The sequence below is a fragment of the Methylobacterium segetis genome (assembly GCF_004348265.1).
In the GTDB taxonomy this organism is placed as follows: Bacteria; Pseudomonadota; Alphaproteobacteria; order Rhizobiales; family Beijerinckiaceae; genus Methylobacterium; species Methylobacterium segetis.
In genome coordinates, this window is record NZ_SMNT01000049.1 from 24,527 (window position 1) to 40,739 (window position 16,213).

The following is a 16,213-nucleotide window of genomic DNA, read 5'->3' on the forward strand; positions in this document are numbered from 1 at the left end:
GGGCGCGAGGACCGGCACCGGAAGCTGTCGATCCCAGGTCCGACGATGAGACGCAATCCCACCCCGAGCTTCGAGGGCTTCGACCCGGACGTGATCGAGGCTGCTCGGGAGGTCGCCCTTCGTGCCGGCGTCCCGCTCGAGACCTGGATGGCGTCCGTGCTGCCGGCCGAGAAGAAGCCCGCCCGCAGGCGGCGCGCGCCGGAGGAGACCTCCGCGCCCGAGCCCGCGAGCGCGCCGCCGAAGACAGCCGAGCCGGATACCGCGGACCGTTTCACGGCGACGCTCGACGCGTTGATGAGCCGCCTCGACGCGATCGACCGCACCATCGCCGAGGATCGCGTCGCGTCGAAGGACGCCGCCGGCCGCGGGATCGAGGAGATCGAGGCCCGCATCGCCAAAGCGGTGGGCGAGGGTGCCGCGCCCGTGCAGAAGGTGGCGGATCGCCTCGGCGACATCGAGCGCCGCATGTCGGAACTCGGCGAGCAGCTCGCCGCGCCCCGCCCGCTGGGGCGCCGTGGCCGCCCCGCCATCGCGGAGAAGCGCGACGCGGTCAGCGAGATCCGCCAGCGGCAGCGCGAGCTCGACGGCGGCGAGGCCGGGTCCGACGGCGTCGGCGCCCTTCAGCGGAATCTCGAGGAGCGGATCGAAGCCTCCCGCACGCTCTCCCCGGCGATCTCCGAATTGCAGCGCGAGACGAGCCGTCTGCGCGAGTCGATCGGCGGGCTCGCCACCGGTCAGGACGTCGGCGCCCTCGAACAGGCGATGCTCTCGCTTGCCAACGGCGTGGAGCGCACGCAGGAGCCGGCGAACCTCGCCGCCATCGCCGCGCCGATCGAGCTGATCCGGGTCCAGGTCGAGCGGCTGGCCGGCGACGTCGCCGACAACGTGCATGCCCGCGTGGCGCGGGACGTGGAGCGGCTCGCCGCCCGCGTCGACAGCGCGCTCTCGGGAGGCGCCACGGGCTTCGCGGACCGCGACGCCCTGTCGAACCTCTTCGGCGAACTCGACGAGATCCGCCGGCTGATCGCCTCGCTGGCCGGCCCTGAGCGCATCCAGAGCCTCGCGCAGGGTGTCCAGGCGATCAGTGCCCAGGTCGCGCAGTTGCAGCGCGGCGTCGGCGCCGACCATGCCGAGATGGCGGAGCTGCGCCCGCTCCTCGAGGAGATCCGCAGCGGCCTCAAGGTGCCGAATGCCGGCGACCTCGCCGAGCAGATCCAGGCCATGGCGAGGAAGCTCGACGCGCTTCACGAGCGCGCCGCGCGGTCGGCCCCGGCCGAATCGCAGGCGATCCTCGGCCGCATCGACGCCCTCGCCGACCGGATGGAGCGCGTGAGCGCGAGCCCCGTCGGCGACCTGATCGACCGCCTCGAAGAGTTCGGCGAGACCCTGCGCCAGCCGCCGCGGGAGAGCGCGGAGCTCGCCACGATCCAGGCGCAGCTGCGGATCCTCGCCGAGAAGGTCGACGGCGTCGGCGCCCGGGGCGGCAGCGAGGGCCTCGACGCCCTCGAGCGCCAGGTCCTCGCGCTCACGAACCGTATCGACGCCCGCGGCGCCGATCCGACGCTGGCCGGCCTTGAGCGCACGATGAGCGAGCTGCTCCGGCAGGTCTCGTCGCTGCGCGAGGAGGCCCCGATCGAAGCGGCGGCGGAACTCGCGGCGCGCAACGCCGTCGCGGCGATGGTCGGCCGGTCGCAGAATGCCGATCCGGCCGAGATCGGTGGCCTGCGCTCGGCCTTCAGCGATCTCCTCCACCGGCACGAGGCGTCGGATCAGCGCCTGCAATCGACGCTCGCGGGCGTCCAGAGCGCCCTCGACCGCCTGGTCGCGCGTCTCGGCACCGTCGAGGGCGACGCCTCGGTCCTGCGCGCCGCGCCGAAGCCGCCGCAGGCTCGCGAGGAGCCGATCGAGGAGCGCCTGCTCGCCTCGACCAGCATGCCCGCGCCCCGCGCGCGGGGAGGACGCCGGCCCGAGCTGCCCCGCATCTCGGTCGGCGCGTCGGTGCCGGCCGTCGACACCGCCCGCGTCGCGGACGAGCTGCTCGAACCCGGTGCCGGCCGCCCGAGCCGCGAGACCGTGCCCGAGACGGGAGAGCCGGGCGACGCCTCGGCGGACATCAAGACGAGCTTCATCGCCGCCGCCCGCCGGGCCGCCCAGGCCGCCCAGGCCGAGGTCGCGTCGGAGGCGAGTCTCGCGGCGGAGCTCCGAGAGGATCGTGCGGGCATCCGCGCCAGCCTCGCGGCGCCCTCGCGCAGCACGGGCCGGACCGCCCGCCTGAGGGCGGAGATCGATCGGCGTCGCCGGCCCTTGCTTCTGGGCCTCGCGGCGATCGTGCTCCTCCTCGGCGCCCTCCAGGCCATCGGCCTGCGGGAGGATTCCGCCCCGGCACCCGCCGCCCCTCAGATCGTCGAATCCGCGCCGCGGGAGGCCCCGGCCACCGATTCTACCACCCAGGCGCGGCCGGCGCAGGCCGCCGCGCAGGCACCGGTCCAGGCCCCGGCCGAACCGCGCACGGCCCCCGCCGATCCGCAGACGACGCAGGCGATTCCGGCCCGCGGTGCGGACGCGGCCACCCCGGCGCCAGGCTCCGCCCGCTCCGTTGTCCCGCAGGTTGCGGGCATGGGGACGCTGGCGGGCGACCTCGCCGGCGTGCCGACGGGGCTCGCCAAGCTGCGCCAGGCCGCGCTCGAGGGCGACGGCGCTGCGATCTACGAGCTGGCGTCCCGCGAGGCGGACGGGCGCGGCATGCCGCGCGACCTCGCGGTGGCAGCCAAGCTCTACGAGAAGCTCGCGGCCGGCGGCTACGCGCCGGCGCAGTACAAGCTCGCGGGCCATCACGAGAAGGGCTCCGGCGTCATCCGGGATCTCGGCCAGGCGAAGCTCTGGTACGGGCGCGCCGCCGAGCAGGGGCATGCCCGCTCGATGCACAACCTCGCGGTCCTCTACGCCGAGAATCCCGGCCCGTCCGGGCGGCCCGACTACGCGACGGCGTCCTCCTGGTTCCGCCGTGCGGCCGAGTTCGGCGTCCGCGACAGCCAGTACAATCTCGCCGTTCTCTACGCGCGGGGCCTCGGCGTCACGCAGGACCTCGTGCAATCCTACGCGTGGTTCGCCGCCGCCGCCGCGCAGGGGGACGACGACGCGGGCAAGAAGCGGGACGACGTCGCCGCCAAGTTGAGCCCGAGCGACCTCGCGAACGCGCGCAGCATCGCGACCGCGTTCAAGCCCCGCCGGATCGACCCCGCCATCAACGAGCCGCCGCCGTCGAACGAGGCTCCGGCTTCGATGACGCTCCTCGGCGCACCGCCCCCGAGCGGCGTGCCGGCGAGCTTCACCCCCCCGAAGAACCGCACCTGAACCCGGCGGAACGGCCGAACCCGGCAAAGCTTGGCCATATTGCCGCAGAGGGGGAACTGCCCGGAGCGCCGACCGTATACCCGTTCGGACGCGCCGGCCGGGACCGGCCGGCAATCCATGACCGGGAGTGCTGATGGCGCGCGTGACACCGGTTCCGCTCGGAGCCGTCATCCTCGGCGTCGCCGGGTTGATCCCCTTTCTCGGCTTCGCGGCCCTTGCCGTGAGCGGGAGCGACGGGGGGCTCGGGACGATCGGCCTGTCGCCGCGCACGATTCTCTCGGCCTACGGCGCCGTGATCGCGTCCGTCCTCGGCGGCATCCGCTGGGGAGCGGCCGCCGCTCGCAATGCGGGCAACGCGGATTACCTCGTCGCCATCGTGCCGTCCCTCCTCGCCTGGGCGGCGCTCGCGGCGCCGGCCCCGTGGGACCTTCGCATTCTCGGCGCCCTCGTCCTCGCCTGGGGCCTGATCGACCAGGACCTGCCGCGCCGGGGCCTCGTGCCGAGCTGGCTCGGCCGGCTGCGCCTCGTCCTGTCGGGCGTCGCCGGGGTCGCGCTGCTGATCGCGGCCTGACGGCGGCGCACGCCGTGCCGCGCGGGCCGGGACGGGAGCCGACGGGGCCTGCGGCGTGGCGGGCGGACGCCGCGGATCTCCTTCCGGGCATCGGCCTCTGCCTCGGGGTGGCCCTTCTCTCCATCGCCCTGCAGGCGGGGGAGGAGCAGGCCTTCGGGCATCCCTACGTGGAGGCCCTGGTCGTCGCCATCCTCGGCGGGATGGCGCTGCGCACGCTCTGGGAGCCGGGCCCCGGCTGGCGGCCCGGCATCGCGTTCGGCGCCAAGCAGCTCCTCGAGGTCGCGGTGATGCTGCTCGGGGCCTCGGTGAGCCTCGGCGCGATCATCGCGTCGGGCCCCGTTCTGTTGATCGCGATCATCGCCGTCGTGGTCGTAACCCTCTGGGCGAGCTACGGAATCGGCCGCCTGCTCGGCCTTCCGCCGAAAATCGCGATCCTGATCGCCTGCGGCAACGCGATCTGCGGCAATTCCGCGATCGCGGCGGTGGCGCCCGTGATCGGGGCCGAGGGCGACGACGTCGCCTCCGCGATCTCATTCACGGCGATCCTCGGCGTCCTGATGGTCCTCGGCCTGCCGCTGCTGATCCCGTTCCTCGGCCTCGGGGCCGGGGAGTACGGGATCCTGGCAGGCCTCACCGTCTACGCGGTGCCGCAGGTGCTCGCCGCAACCGTGCCGGCGGGCCTCGTCGCGACACAGATCGGCACGTTGGTGAAGCTCGTGCGGGTCCTGATGCTCGGGCCGGTCGTGGTGGCCCTGTCGCTGATGGCCTCCCGCTTCCGGGACGCGGCGCCGGCGCAAGCCGGCCGCCGCCGCTTCGACCCGCTCCGGCTCGTGCCCTGGTTCATCCTGGGCTTCCTGGCGCTGGCGGCCCTGCGCTCCCTCGGCCTCGTGCCCGACGCGGCCGTCGGGCCGATAACGAAGGCGGCCGGGCTCCTCACCGTGGTCTCGATGGCGGGTCTCGGCCTCGGCGTCGACGTCCGGGTGATCGGGCGCGTCGGGGGCCGGGTCACGGCCGCCGTGACCCTGTCCCTCCTGCTCCTGCTCGGGGTCAGCCTCGGGCTGATCCGCGGGCTCGGCCTCGGCTGATCAGTCCCGGGCCAGCATGGTGCGGCCGATCGCGAAGACGCGCCCGTCGCCGAGGAGGTGGGCCGTGAAGCCGTTCGGGAAGAGCGGCTCGAAGGCGGCATCGCGCACGTTGAGGCCGCCCGTAAAGGCGCCGAAGGCCGGCATGATCAGCCGGTGGCCGTCCGAGACGAAGCAGCGGCGGCGCACGGCCCGCCCGCGCATCGCGACCTTGCCGCAGGGATGGAGATGCCCGGCGACCTCGCCCGCTGCAGCCCCCGGCCTCGGCTCGTGGCGCAGGGTCAGGCCGCCGAGGCTCAGCGTCTCCGTGTAGCGCCCGCCGACGCCCTCGTTGACCGCCGCGTCGTGGTTTCCCGCGATCCAGACCCAGTCACGGCCCTCCTGCAGCGCGGCGAGCAGGGCGCGGTCGCCGGGCTCCATCCGCTCGGGGCCGCGGGCGTCGTGGAAGGAATCGCCGAGCGCCACCACGCAGCGCGGGTCGAAGCGGGCGACCGCCTCGTGCAGGCAGGCGAGCGTCTCGCGGGTGTCGTAGGGGGGCAGGAACTGGCCCGAGCGCGCGGCGAAGGACGAGCCCTTCTCGAGGTGGAGGTCCGAGACGATCAGCGTCCGGTGCGCTTCGAGCCAGAGGCCGCCGCACAGGTCGAGGGTCAGGCTCTCGCCCGCCAGGATCAGGCCAGGGGCCTTGGTAGCCTTCTCAAGTCTCTGGCCGAGCGCCAAGATCCGGTCCTCTCGCGTGAACGGGTCGGCATCGCTCACGCCAGCGCCTCTTCGAGAAGCTGCGCCTCGGCCTCGGCCAGAATCTCGTCGGCCCCCTCTCCGTAGACCCGCTCGCGCCCGATCTCGAGCATCACGGAGACGGAGAGGGGCGAGACGCGGTCGAGCGCCTTGTGGATGATTCGCCCCTGGATGCGCCTTAGCATCATGCCGAGGCGCCTCACGTCGAGGAGTCCGGTTGCCGCATCCTGCCGGGCTGCACGCAGGAGGAGGTGGTCGGGCTGGTGCTTGCGCAAGACGTCGTAGACGAGGTCGGTCGAGATCGTGACCTGGCGCCCGGTCTTCTTCTGGCCGGGAAAGCGCCGCTCGATCAGCCCGGCGATCACGGCGCATTGCCGGAAGGTGCGCTTCATCATCGCGGATTCGTCGAGCCACGCCTCAAGGTCGTCGCCGAGCATGTCCTCGGCGAAGAGGGCCTCCAGGAAGCCCGGCTCGAAGCCGATGCGCTCGCCGACGTCGCGGGTCGTCCAGATGGCGATGCCGTAATCGTTCGCCGCGAAGCCGAGCGGCCTCAGCCGCGCCCGCTCCAGGCGCCGCGTCAGCAGCATGCCGAGCGTCTGGTGGGCGAGGCGCCCCTCGAAGGGGAAGGCGGTGAGGTAATGGCGGCCGCCGCGGGGGAAGGTCTCGACGAGGAGGTCGCGCGGGCCCGGCAGGAGCGAGCGGCGGCGCTGCTGCAGCAGGTAGTCCGAGACCTGTCGCGGCAGGCGGTCCCACTCGAACGGGTCGGCGATCAGCGCCCGCACCCGGGCGGCGAGGAAGGTCGAGAGGGGGAACTTGGCGCCCGCGTAGGAGGGGATCGCCGGATCGGTGCCGGGGCCGGCCTTCGTCACCAGCGCCTCGTCCTCGGCGAGCCCCTCGAAGCGCAGCACCTCGCCGGCGAAGAGGAAGGTGTCGCCGACGGTGAGCGTCTCGGCGAAATCCTCCTCGATCTCGCCGAGCACCCGGCCGGTCTTCGGCAGCACCGTGCCGGGCTTGCCCCGCAGCGAGCGGGCGAGCCGCACCTTCACCTTGCTCGCCTCGATGATGGTGCCGACGTTCATCCGGTATTGCTGCGCGACCCGCGCGTCGCGCACCCGCCAGAGCCCGTCCGGCCCGCGCAGGATCTTGGCGAAGCGCTCGTAGGCGCGCAGCGCGTAGCCGCCGGTGGCCACGTAATCGACGACCTGCTCGAACTCCTCCCAGGTCAGTCCGGCATAGGGGGCGGCCGCCGTCACCTCGTCGTAGAGCGCGACCGGGTCGAAGGCGTCGGCGCAGGCCATGCCGAGGACGTGCTGGGCGAGCACGTCCGGCGCGCCGAGCCGGGCGTCCGGCGTGTCCTGCGCCGCCTCCTCGACGGCGTCGAGGGCCGCTTGGCATTCGAGGATCTCGAAGCGGTTGGCCGGCACGAGATAGGCTTTCGAGGGCTCGTCCATCCGATGGTTCGCCCGGCCGATCCGCTGCATGATCCGGCTCGCACCCTTCGGCGCGCCGATATTCACGACGAGATCGACGTCGCCCCAGTCGATGCCGAGGTCGAGCGTGGCGGTGCAGACGATCGCCCGCAGCTGACCCGCCGCCATCGCGGCCTCGACGCGGCGGCGCTGCTGCGCGTCGAGGGAGCCGTGATGGAGGGCGATCGGCAGCACGTCGTCATTGAGCCGCCACAGCTCCTGAAAGGTGTACTCGGCCTGGAGCCGGGTGTTGACGAAGACGAGCACCGTGCGGTGGGCCCGGATCAGGTCGTAGATCGCGGGCATCGACTGGTAGGCGGTGTGCCCGGCGAGCGGCAGCCGCAGGTCGATCTCCAGCATGCGCAGGTCGGGCTTGGCACCGCCCGCGACGACGACGAGGTCGGCCATGGGCGGCGGGGCGCCCTCCGCCTCGGGTGCCGAGGAATCGTCCTCCGGTTCGCGCGGGGGGCTCGGTGGCGCCCGTTCCGGAGAGGTCGCATCCCTCACCCCATCCCTCTCCCGAACGGGAGAGGGGGCTGCGTCGCGGCCCGGCAGCGCCTTCTGCGGCACGAGGTATCGGCGCAGCTCGTCCGGCTCCCGCACCGTCGCCGAGAGACCGATCGCGGTCAGGCCGGGGCTGAGGCGGTGCAGGCGGGCGAGCGCCAGCGAGAGCAGGTCCCCGCGCTTCGAGGTGACGAGGGCGTGGAGCTCGTCGAGGACGACGCAGCGGAGCGACCCGAACAGCTCGGCCGCCTCCCGGTGGGCGATCAGGAGCGAGAGTTGCTCGGGGGTCGTCAGCAGGATGTCCGGCGGCCGCTCGATCTGCCGGGTCCGCTTGTGGGCGGGCGTGTCGCCGGTGCGGGTCTCGACGCGGACGGGCAGGGCCATCTCGGCGATCGGCGCGTCGAGATTGCGGGCGATGTCGACGGCGAGCGCCTTCAGCGGCGAGACGTAGAGCGTGTGCAGGCCGGCGGCCTTCGTGCCTCCAGGCCGCCCGGCGAGCGCGACGAGGCTCGGCAGGAAGCCCGCGAGCGTCTTGCCGGCGCCGGTCGGGGCGACGAGGAGGGCCGAGCGGCCGCCGCCGGCGATCCGCAGGAGGTCGAGCTGGTGGGCGCGCGGCCGCCAGCCGCGCCGCGCGAACCAATCCGCAAAAAGCGGCGGCAGCGTCGGGTCGTCGGGCGGCCCCTCAGGCAAGGGGGGTCAAGCGAGGGCCGTGAGGAAGCGGTCGATCAGTTCGAGCGCCCGCTCGGTCATCTCGCCGGGATAGCGCACGAAGACGTGGCAGCCGCCGGGATAGACCGCCGTGTGGCCGCCATTGCCGGCCACCGCCCAACGGGCCGACATGTAGAGCGTGTCGTCGATGAGCGGGTCGGCGGTGCCGATCGTGAACAGGGCCGGCGGCAGCCCCTTCAGGTCGGCGTAGATCGGCGAGACGTCGGGCCGGCGCCGGTCGACGCCCGCGCGCACGTAATCGTCGGCGAAGCGGGTGAGGTCGCGGGTGTTCACGACGAGGCGCTCGTCGCCCCAGTTGCGCACGCTCGGCGTCAGCCCGAGATCGTAGAAGCCCGCAGTGAGGTTCGCGCCCCGGAAGGCGCGGGGCAGCCTGTGCCGGTCGCGCAGGCGCAGGAGCACCATCACGGCGAGATGCGCGCCGACCGACTCGCCGCCGATCGTCAACGCGTGCACGCCGAGCTCCGCCCGGCCGGGTCCGGCGAGCCACAGGGCCGCGGCCTCGCAATCCTCCAGGGCGGCGGGATACGGGTGCTCCGGCGCGAGCCGGTACTCGACCGAGAGGCAGATGAAGCCGCAATTGTCGGCAATCCGCTCCAGCCAGGGATCCTGCTCGTCGGCCGAGCCCCAGACCCATCCGCCCCGATGGATGTGCAGATAGGCGCCGCGCGGCGACTGGCCGGGCCGCAGGCGGGGGCGAATCACGCGCAGGGCGAGGGGGCCGCCCGGCCCCTCGATCGTCATCGTCTCGGCCCTGGCGCTGCGCGGCATCGCGGGCGAGGCCTGGGTGCCGCGGCGGCGGCGCGCGCGCACCTCCTCGATCGGAAGCTCCCAGGGATCTTCCTGCGCGGCATGCGCGGCGACGATCTCGGCGTTGAGCCGCTTCGTTTCGGGATCGATCGTCGCCGGGTCGAAGAGGGCGTGGTCGATCATAGGGCCTTCGTCTCGTCGGTGGAGTTCGAGCGTAACACGATTGCGCGCAAGCGCGGACGGGGCATCCCGCTTCCGCACAGGCGGTTGACTGCGCAAGGACCGGCGGCGTGGGGGCCGGTGACCTTGGCGGGCCGGGGCCGCATTGCCATCTCGGGGTGGAACGCGAAACCGCCTAACGCGTCAGGCGCTGGCGGGTTTCGCGGTGGGTGTGACGCATCCGTCACGCTTCCGCCGGGTTCGGGCGGTCTTCAGGGGGCGACTTCGCCGAGGAACACGCATGATCGTCGAGCAGGACCCGCGCCGCCCAGGTTCGCGCTACCAGGGGTCGCAGTACCAGGCGCCGCCGCACGGCTACAGCGAGAATCGGCCCTCGTCGCTCCGCCGGGTCCTCGGCGGCTCTCCGGCCGCGGTCTTCCTGCGGCTGCTCTTCCTGTCGATCCTCGTCGGCGCCTTCATGGCGATGCTCGGGCTGACGCCGGCCCGCCTGTTCTGGCACGCCTACGACACGGTGCGCGCGCTGGTCGATCTCGGCCTCGAGGCCTTCCACGATTTCGGCGGATGGATCATCGCGGGCGCGGTGGTGGTGGTGCCGCTCTGGCTCATCTCCCGCCTGTTCGCGGTCTCGAAATAGCGCCGACCGCCTTCCGGTGAGGGGAGGCGCGGTCACACTCCCGCAATCGGACCCGACCCCATGCACGCTCCCGCGCCCGTGACCGGGCGGCGCGTCCTCGCGCTCGCCCTGCCGATGACGCTGGCGAACGTCACCACGCCGATGCTCGGCTTCGTCGGCGCGGCCGTGATCGGGCGGCTCGGGGACGCGGCGCTCCTCGGCGCCATGGCGCTCGGCGCCGTGATCTTCGACGCGATCTTCTGGTCCTTCGGCTCGCTCCGGATGGCGACGGCGGGGCTCACGGCGCAGGCGGTCGGTGCCCGGGACGGCGCCGAGATCGACCGGACGCTCGCCCGCGCCCTGGCGGCGGGCGCACTCGCGGGCCTCGCCCTCGTCGTCCTGCAGGGGCCCCTGGGCGCCGGCGCCATCGCGGTGAGCGGCGCCAGCCCGGCGGTGGCGGAAGGGCTCGCCCTCTATTTCCACGTCCGGATCTTCGCCGCGCCCTTCACGCTCGCGAACTACGCGGTGCTCGGCTCCGTGCTCGGGCGCGGGCGCACCGATCTCGGCCTGCTGCTGCAGGTCGCGATCAACTGCGCCAACATCGCCCTGACCCTGCTCTTCGTCCTCGGCTTCGGCTGGAATCTCGCGGGCGCCGCGAGCGCGACCCTCCTCGCCGAGGCGGGGGGGCTCGCCCTCGGCCTCGCCGTCCTGGCCCGGCTCGGCACCCATCCGTTCCGGGTGCCGCTGGCCGCGGTGCGCGATCCGGTCGCGCTGCGGCGGATGCTCAGCGTCAACCTCGACGTCCTGATCCGGACGCTCGCGCTGGTGGCGGGCATCGCCCTGTTCTCGGCGCTGGGGGCGCGGATGGGCGACGTGACGCTCGCCGCCAACGCCGTCCTGTGGAATCTCTTCCTGATCGGCGGCTTCTTCCTCGACGGCTTCGCCACCGCGGCCGAGACCCTGTGCGGGCAGGCGGTCGGCTCGCGCTCGGCCGAGGCCTTCGCGCGGGCCGCGCGGCTCTCCCTGCTCTGGTGCCTCGGATTCGGGCTGGCCGTGAGCCTGATCGCCTATCTCGGAGGCGACCTCTTCATCGCCTCAGTGACGACGAACGCGGAGGTGCGCGAGGCGGCCCGGCATTACCTGCCGCTCGCCGCGCTCGGCCCCTTCGTCGCGGCGACGCCCTTCGCCTATGACGGGATCTATATCGGCGCGACCTGGACGCGGGCGATGCGCGACCTGATGATCGCGGCCTTCCTCACCTACGCGCTGATCCTGATGCTGATGGTCTGGGCCGGGCTCGGCAATACCGGCCTCTGGATCGCCTTCCTGAGCTTCCTGGCCGCCCGCGGGGGCGGTCAGGCGCTGGCCTATCCGAGGCTGCTGCGGACGACCTTCGGGCTGGGCCGCGGCGCGGCCGCTCCGAGCCCGGGCACCGCGCGGGGCTGAGGCCCGGCGGGCCTCAGCGCGGGTCCTTCCAGCCCGAGCCGGCGACCGACCCGGTCTGCGTCGGCGCGCGGGGCGTGAGGCTCGGCGGCGCGGCCGATTGCGCGACCGGCTCGGCACCGCGCTGCACGTAGCGGCGCACGGGCGCGGCCTCGGCGCGGGAGCGGCGATAGGCCCGGACCCGGCGATGACGGCGCCCGCCCGCCCGCTCGCTCGACGAGCCGACGACCCCGCCGATCACGGCGCCCGCCACCGCCCCGATCGGGCCCCCGACGATGGCGCCGGCCACCGCGCCGGAGCCGACGCCGATCGTCGTGCTGCTGCCCGCGAGCGCCGCCTGCGGCGCGGCGGCGGCCGCGGCGAGCATCAGGCCGAAACAGACTGCCTTCATGGCGTGTCACCCCCATTGATCCGGCGCCGCTTTCGCAGCCGAACATGACCAAACGGGGGCGCCGGCCCGGTCCCGTCTGAGGCGGGAGGGAGTGTTCAGAGTTCCCCGGTGAGGAACTGCGCGCGCCCGTGGCCGAAGCTCCAATCCGCGTCGGTGTTGACCACGCAGGAGACCATCACGTCGGACGGGGCGATGCCGCAGCGCGCCTCGAGCTTCTCGGTGAGGAGCCGGTAGAAGGCCTGCTTCATCTCCTGCGAGCGGGGCCGGGTGATCATCTGCACCACGACGACGTTCCGGGTGCGCGGGATGCCGAGCCCGGTATCCTCGATCACCATCCGCGACGGCTTGTGCTCGGTCACGATCTGGTAGCGGTCGCCCGGCGGCACGCGGAATGCCTCCAGCATCGCCTCGTGGGCGGCGTCGAGCAGCGTTGTCAGCTCGGCCTCGGTGCGGCCCTCGATCAGGTCGAAGCGGAGAAGGGGCATGATGTCTCTCGTCGATGGTGGCGTGCCGGGCTCTCTAGCAGTCGCCGCCGGGTTGTGCTGCAACGCCGCGGCCCGGCGGTATCAAACCCCGCGGATTATCGCGCAATTTTCTGGGGCGCCTCGTGGCATGGCCGCTGCCTTGCTCTAAACGGTTGCCGCACACCACGAGGAAGCAGCCCATGTCCGATCTTCGCCTGCGCCGCAGCGTGCTCTACATGCCGGGCTCCAACCCGCGCGCGCTGGACAAGGCCAAGACGCTGCCGGCCGATTCGCTGATCCTCGACCTCGAGGACGCGGTCGGGCCGGAGGAGAAGGAGCTCGCCCGCGAGCAGGTCTGCGCGGCCGCGCGCAGCGGCGCCTACGGCGACCGCGAGATCATCATCCGGGTGAACGCGCCGCAGACGCCCTGGGGCGACGCGGACCTGCGGGCCGCCATCGCCGCCCGCCCCGACGCGATCCTGATGCCGAAAGTGTCCTCGCCGGCCGTGCTGGAGAGCATTGCCGACCATCTGGAGGCCCTCGACGCCCCGCCCGAGATCAAGATCTGGGCGATGATCGAGACGCCGGCCGCGATCCTCAACATCCAGAAGATCGCCGCCGCCAAGCGCGACCCGCGCACCCGGCTCACCTGCTTCGTGCTCGGCACGAACGATCTCGCCAAGGACACCTGGGCGCAGCTCGTCCCCGGCCGCGTGCCGATGCTGCCCTGGATCATGTTCACGCTGGCGGCCGCCCGCGCGGAGGGGCTGACCATCCTCGACGGCGTCTGGAACGACATCGGCGACGTGGAGGGCTGCCGCGTCGAGTGCCGGCAGGCCCGCGACCTCGGCTTCGACGGCAAGACGCTGATCCACCCGAACCAGCTGGAGCCCGCCAACACCTCCTTCGCCCCGACCGAGGAGGAGGTGCGCCGCGCCCGCCTCGTGATCGACGCGTTCGACCTGCCCGAGAACGCCAAGCGCGGCGCCATCAAGGTCGAGGGCCGCATGTACGAGCGCCAGCATATCGGCATGGCCAAGCGCGCCGTCGTCTGGTCCGAGGCGATCGCCGCCAAGGGGCACTGACGGGGCACCGGCCGGGGCACCGGCCGGGCCGTCCCCTCCGGAGATCGGAGGAGACGCCGCCCGCGCCTCAGGCGGATGTCGCGAGCTCTGCTGCGTCCCGTCCGACGACGGCGGAGAGCCCGGTCAGCCCCTCCGCCTTCATCCGCTGCACGAGGCCGGCCTTGATCTCGGAGACGAGGCCCGGCCCCGCATAGACGAGGGCGGAATAGAGCTGGAGCAGGCTCGCGCCGGCCCGGATCTTCGCCCAGGCGGCCTCGGCCGAATCGATGCCGCCGACGCCGACGAGGGGCAGCCGGCGCTCGACCCGCAGGTAGGTCTCGGCCAGGAGCCGCGTCGCCGGGCCGAAGAGCGGGCGTCCGGACAGGCCGCCCGTCTCCCGCGCCAGGGCGGATTCCGTGAGGCTCGCGGGCCGCGCCACCGTCGTGTTCGAGACGACGAGCCCCTGCACGCCCCGGCGCAGCGCCGTCGCGCAGATCGCGTCGAGGCTCGCGAGATCGATGTCGGGGGCGATCTTGAGCAGGATCGCGGTGCCGGGATGCGACGCGTCGCGGGCCTCGACCACGCGGGCGAGGAGTTCGTCGAGGAAGGCCTCGCCCTGAAGATCGCGCAGGCCCGGCGTGTTCGGCGAGGAGACGTTGACCGTGATGAAGGCGACGAGCGGCGCGAGCGCCCCCGTGCAGGCGACGTAATCCGCGAGCCGGTCGGCCGAGTCCTTGTTCGCGCCGATGTTGACGCCGACGATGCCCTGGCGGCTGCGGCGGGCCTCCAGGCGCCGCGCGACGACCGCGAGGCCCTCGCTGTTGAGCCCGAACCGGTTGATGACGGCACGGTCCCGGGTGAGGCGGAACACCCGCGGCGCCGGGTTGCCGGGCTGCGCCTTCGGCACCACGCCGCCGACCTCGACGAAGCCGAAGCCGAGGCCGAGCATCGCGTCCGGCACCTCGGCTCCCTTGTCGAAGCCCGCCGCGAGGCCGACCGGGTTGGGGAAGCGGCGACCGAGGCAGTCGAGCGTGAGGCGCGGATCGTCCGGGGCCGGGCGCCGCGGCGGCAGCAGCTTCAGGCCGCGCAGCGTCAGATTGTGCGCGCTCTCGGCATCGAGCCCGTGCAGGACAGGCCGGACGAGGGGGAACAGGGCGCCGATCACGCGCGCACCTCGTCCGCTCCGAGCCCCTTCGGGAAGACGTGGCGCCCGTCCGGGCCGAGAGGCAGCGGCTCGACCGCGCGCACCGCCGAGACCGGCAGCTCGGCGTAGAGATGCGGGAAGAGGTCGCCTCCCCGGGAGGGCTCGTAGCGCAGGGCCGGCCCGAGCGCCTCGGCCTCGACCGCGACGAGGAGGAGGTCGCCCGCGCCGGCGAAGTGGCGGGCCGCCGTCTCGGCCACCTGCGCCGCGGTCGAGAAGTGGATGAACCCGTCCGCGTGGTCGACCGGGGCGCCCGTGAAGCGCCCGGCGGCCTCGGCCTCCCGCCAGAGGCTCTCGGGACAGATCTTGTAGATGAGCGGCATCCTGGCATCCGGCCTGCGCGTTGAACGGCCCGTCGATAATGCCGGGCCGCCACCCGGCGCAACCGCACCGGGCGCGCCAGCCGGTGCGGTCCCCGACATTTCCCGGTGCCGGACCGGCCGCGTGCGTGAAACATTCGCAAGCTCAATTGCCTTTTAGATCAGGTAGTTCTACTTTCCTACAACTAGGCCGTGCGTCTTAGCGGCCGACCCAGCCCCGAGCCCGAGATGCTGTCCCACGAGCAGATCTGGACTGCGATCGATCGCTTGGCCGAGCGCCACGGCTTCTCGGCCTCGGGCCTCGCCCGCAGGGCGGGGCTCGACGCCACGAGTTTCAACCGGTCGAAGCGGATCGGCCCGGACGGACGCAAGCGCTGGCCCTCCACCGAGTCGATCTCGAAGGTGCTCGCCGCCACCGGCGCGAGCCTCGACGAGCTCCTGCGCCTGATCGAGCCGCGGGAGGGGCCGCCGCGCTCGATGATCCCGCTCATCGGCATGACGCAGGCCGGCGCCGGCCGGCTCTTCAACGAGGAGGGCATGCCGACCGGCGGCCCGGGCTGGGAGGAGATCGAGTTCCCCGACATCGGGGAGGAGCGGGCCTTCGCGCTGGAGGTGCAGGGCGACTCGATGGCCCCGCTCTACCGGGACGGCGACGTGCTCATCGTCTCCCCGACCGCGAGCCTGCGCAAGGGCGACCGGGTGGTGGTTCGCCTCGGCTCCGGAGAGGTGCTGGCGAAGGAGATGCGCCGCCGCACGGCCCGCACGATCGAGCTCGCCTCCCTCAATCCCGACCATGAGGATCGCGTGGTCGGGGTCGGCGACATCGCCTGGATGGCCCGGGTGATGTGGGTGCGGCAGTAGCGCCCGCCCCGCGCCGGTCCCGCGGCCCCTGCCTCTCTCGACCCGCCCTGCGGTTCCCGCTATCGGTGAGTGCACCGTGGGCTCAGGGCCCGTCGAGGCCGACAGCGCGATGCGAGAGCCCGGACCTGAGGACGTGAGCGGCGCGGCCGAGATCGAGCCGGGCTGGGTCGCGCTCCTCGACGCCGCCGCCGTACCCGCCATCCTGACCGACCCGCGCCGCGACGGCGCGCCGATCGTCTACGCGAACCCAGCCTTCCTGGCTCTCGCCCGCCGCAGCGCGGCGGAGGTGCGCGGGCGCGGCATCGCGAGCCTGTGGCCCGGCGCGGCCGCGGGCGAGGGCGGCGGCGCCGAGTTCCTGGCGATGGCCGGCGACGGCAGCACCTTCTGGGCGAGCCTGACCCAGGCGCCGGTCGCGGGCAGCCCCCTCCGCCTCGGCCAGATCGTCGACGTGACCCGGCGCCGCGAGATGGAGGGCGCGCTCGCCC

The 16,213-nt window shown here is 73.4% G+C and carries 14 protein-coding genes and 1 pseudogene; 8 read left to right on the plus strand and 7 right to left on the minus strand.

Annotated elements, in window-relative coordinates; translation table 11 throughout:
- The first annotated feature begins 45 nt into the window (after positions 1-45).
- The 3 genes from E1J50_RS14060 (at position 46) to E1J50_RS14070 (ending at position 5,010) form a co-directional block, all read left to right on the plus strand.
- Positions 46-3,354, plus strand: coding sequence for an SEL1-like repeat protein (locus tag E1J50_RS14060; protein WP_132254465.1), 3,309 nt, complete (start codon positions 46-48; stop codon positions 3,352-3,354).
- Positions 3,355-3,487: 133 nt separating this feature from the next.
- On the plus strand, positions 3,488-3,925 hold the full coding sequence (locus tag E1J50_RS14065; protein WP_132254466.1) for a DUF3429 domain-containing protein: 438 nt from the start codon (positions 3,488-3,490) through the stop codon (positions 3,923-3,925).
- A 14-nt stretch (positions 3,926-3,939) separates the two neighbouring features.
- Positions 3,940-5,010, plus strand: a complete 1,071-nt coding sequence (locus E1J50_RS14070; protein WP_132254467.1) for a YeiH family protein — start codon at positions 3,940-3,942, stop codon at positions 5,008-5,010.
- Here the strand turns inward: E1J50_RS14070 and pdeM are convergent, their stop codons facing one another.
- From pdeM to E1J50_RS14085, 3 genes are read right to left on the minus strand one after another with little or no spacing between them, the layout of a single operon-like run.
- Complete coding sequence (pdeM, locus tag E1J50_RS14075; protein WP_132254478.1) at positions 5,011-5,724, minus strand: ligase-associated DNA damage response endonuclease PdeM; 714 nt, start codon at positions 5,722-5,724, stop codon at positions 5,011-5,013.
- A gap of 35 nt (positions 5,725-5,759) precedes the next feature.
- Positions 5,760-8,405, minus strand: a complete 2,646-nt coding sequence (locus tag E1J50_RS14080) for a ligase-associated DNA damage response DEXH box helicase (protein WP_132254468.1) — start codon at positions 8,403-8,405, stop codon at positions 5,760-5,762.
- Between the two features lie 6 nt (positions 8,406-8,411).
- Positions 8,412-9,374, minus strand: coding sequence for an alpha/beta hydrolase (locus E1J50_RS14085; protein ID WP_132254469.1), 963 nt, complete (start codon positions 9,372-9,374; stop codon positions 8,412-8,414).
- Positions 9,375-9,651: 277 nt separating this feature from the next.
- Here E1J50_RS14085 and E1J50_RS14090 point away from each other — a divergent pair, with 277 nt between their 5' ends.
- Complete coding sequence (locus E1J50_RS14090) at positions 9,652-10,005, plus strand: DUF6460 domain-containing protein (protein WP_132254470.1); 354 nt, start codon at positions 9,652-9,654, stop codon at positions 10,003-10,005.
- Positions 10,006-10,065: 60 nt separating this feature from the next.
- The gene (locus E1J50_RS14095) at positions 10,066-11,430 is read left to right on the plus strand and encodes an MATE family efflux transporter (RefSeq protein ID WP_132254471.1); all 1,365 of its coding nucleotides are present in this window, start codon (positions 10,066-10,068) and stop codon (positions 11,428-11,430) included.
- Positions 11,431-11,443: 13 nt separating this feature from the next.
- Here the strand turns inward: E1J50_RS14095 and E1J50_RS14100 are convergent, their stop codons facing one another.
- The gene (locus E1J50_RS14100; RefSeq protein WP_132254472.1) at positions 11,444-11,818 is read right to left on the minus strand and encodes a hypothetical protein; all 375 of its coding nucleotides are present in this window, start codon (positions 11,816-11,818) and stop codon (positions 11,444-11,446) included.
- 95 nt (positions 11,819-11,913) lie between these two features.
- Positions 11,914-12,303: a tautomerase family protein gene (locus E1J50_RS14105; protein ID WP_132254473.1), complete on the minus strand. Its 390-nt coding sequence runs from the start codon at positions 12,301-12,303 to the stop codon at positions 11,914-11,916.
- A gap of 179 nt (positions 12,304-12,482) precedes the next feature.
- Here E1J50_RS14105 and E1J50_RS14110 point away from each other — a divergent pair, with 179 nt between their 5' ends.
- Positions 12,483-13,367 (plus strand): HpcH/HpaI aldolase/citrate lyase family protein, encoded by an 885-nt coding sequence (locus E1J50_RS14110; protein ID WP_132254474.1) that lies wholly within the window; start codon positions 12,483-12,485, stop codon positions 13,365-13,367.
- A gap of 67 nt (positions 13,368-13,434) precedes the next feature.
- On the opposite strand, the gene E1J50_RS14115 is transcribed toward E1J50_RS14110, so the two are convergent.
- Both E1J50_RS14115 and E1J50_RS14120 read right to left on the minus strand, forming a co-directional pair.
- Positions 13,435-14,511 (minus strand): quinone-dependent dihydroorotate dehydrogenase, encoded by a 1,077-nt coding sequence (locus E1J50_RS14115; protein WP_132254475.1) that lies wholly within the window; start codon positions 14,509-14,511, stop codon positions 13,435-13,437.
- Positions 14,508-14,870, minus strand: coding sequence for a DUF952 domain-containing protein (locus E1J50_RS14120; RefSeq protein ID WP_132254476.1), 363 nt, complete (start codon positions 14,868-14,870; stop codon positions 14,508-14,510). The genes E1J50_RS14115 and E1J50_RS14120 overlap by 4 nt, the downstream gene beginning before the upstream one ends.
- A gap of 225 nt (positions 14,871-15,095) precedes the next feature.
- On the opposite strand from E1J50_RS14120, the gene E1J50_RS14125 reads away from it, so the two are divergent.
- Positions 15,096-15,728, plus strand: coding sequence for a S24 family peptidase (locus E1J50_RS14125; RefSeq protein WP_132254477.1), 633 nt, complete (start codon positions 15,096-15,098; stop codon positions 15,726-15,728).
- A gap of 76 nt (positions 15,729-15,804) precedes the next feature.
- A pseudogene (locus E1J50_RS14130) lies at positions 15,805-16,213 on the plus strand (hypothetical protein); the annotation flags it as partial.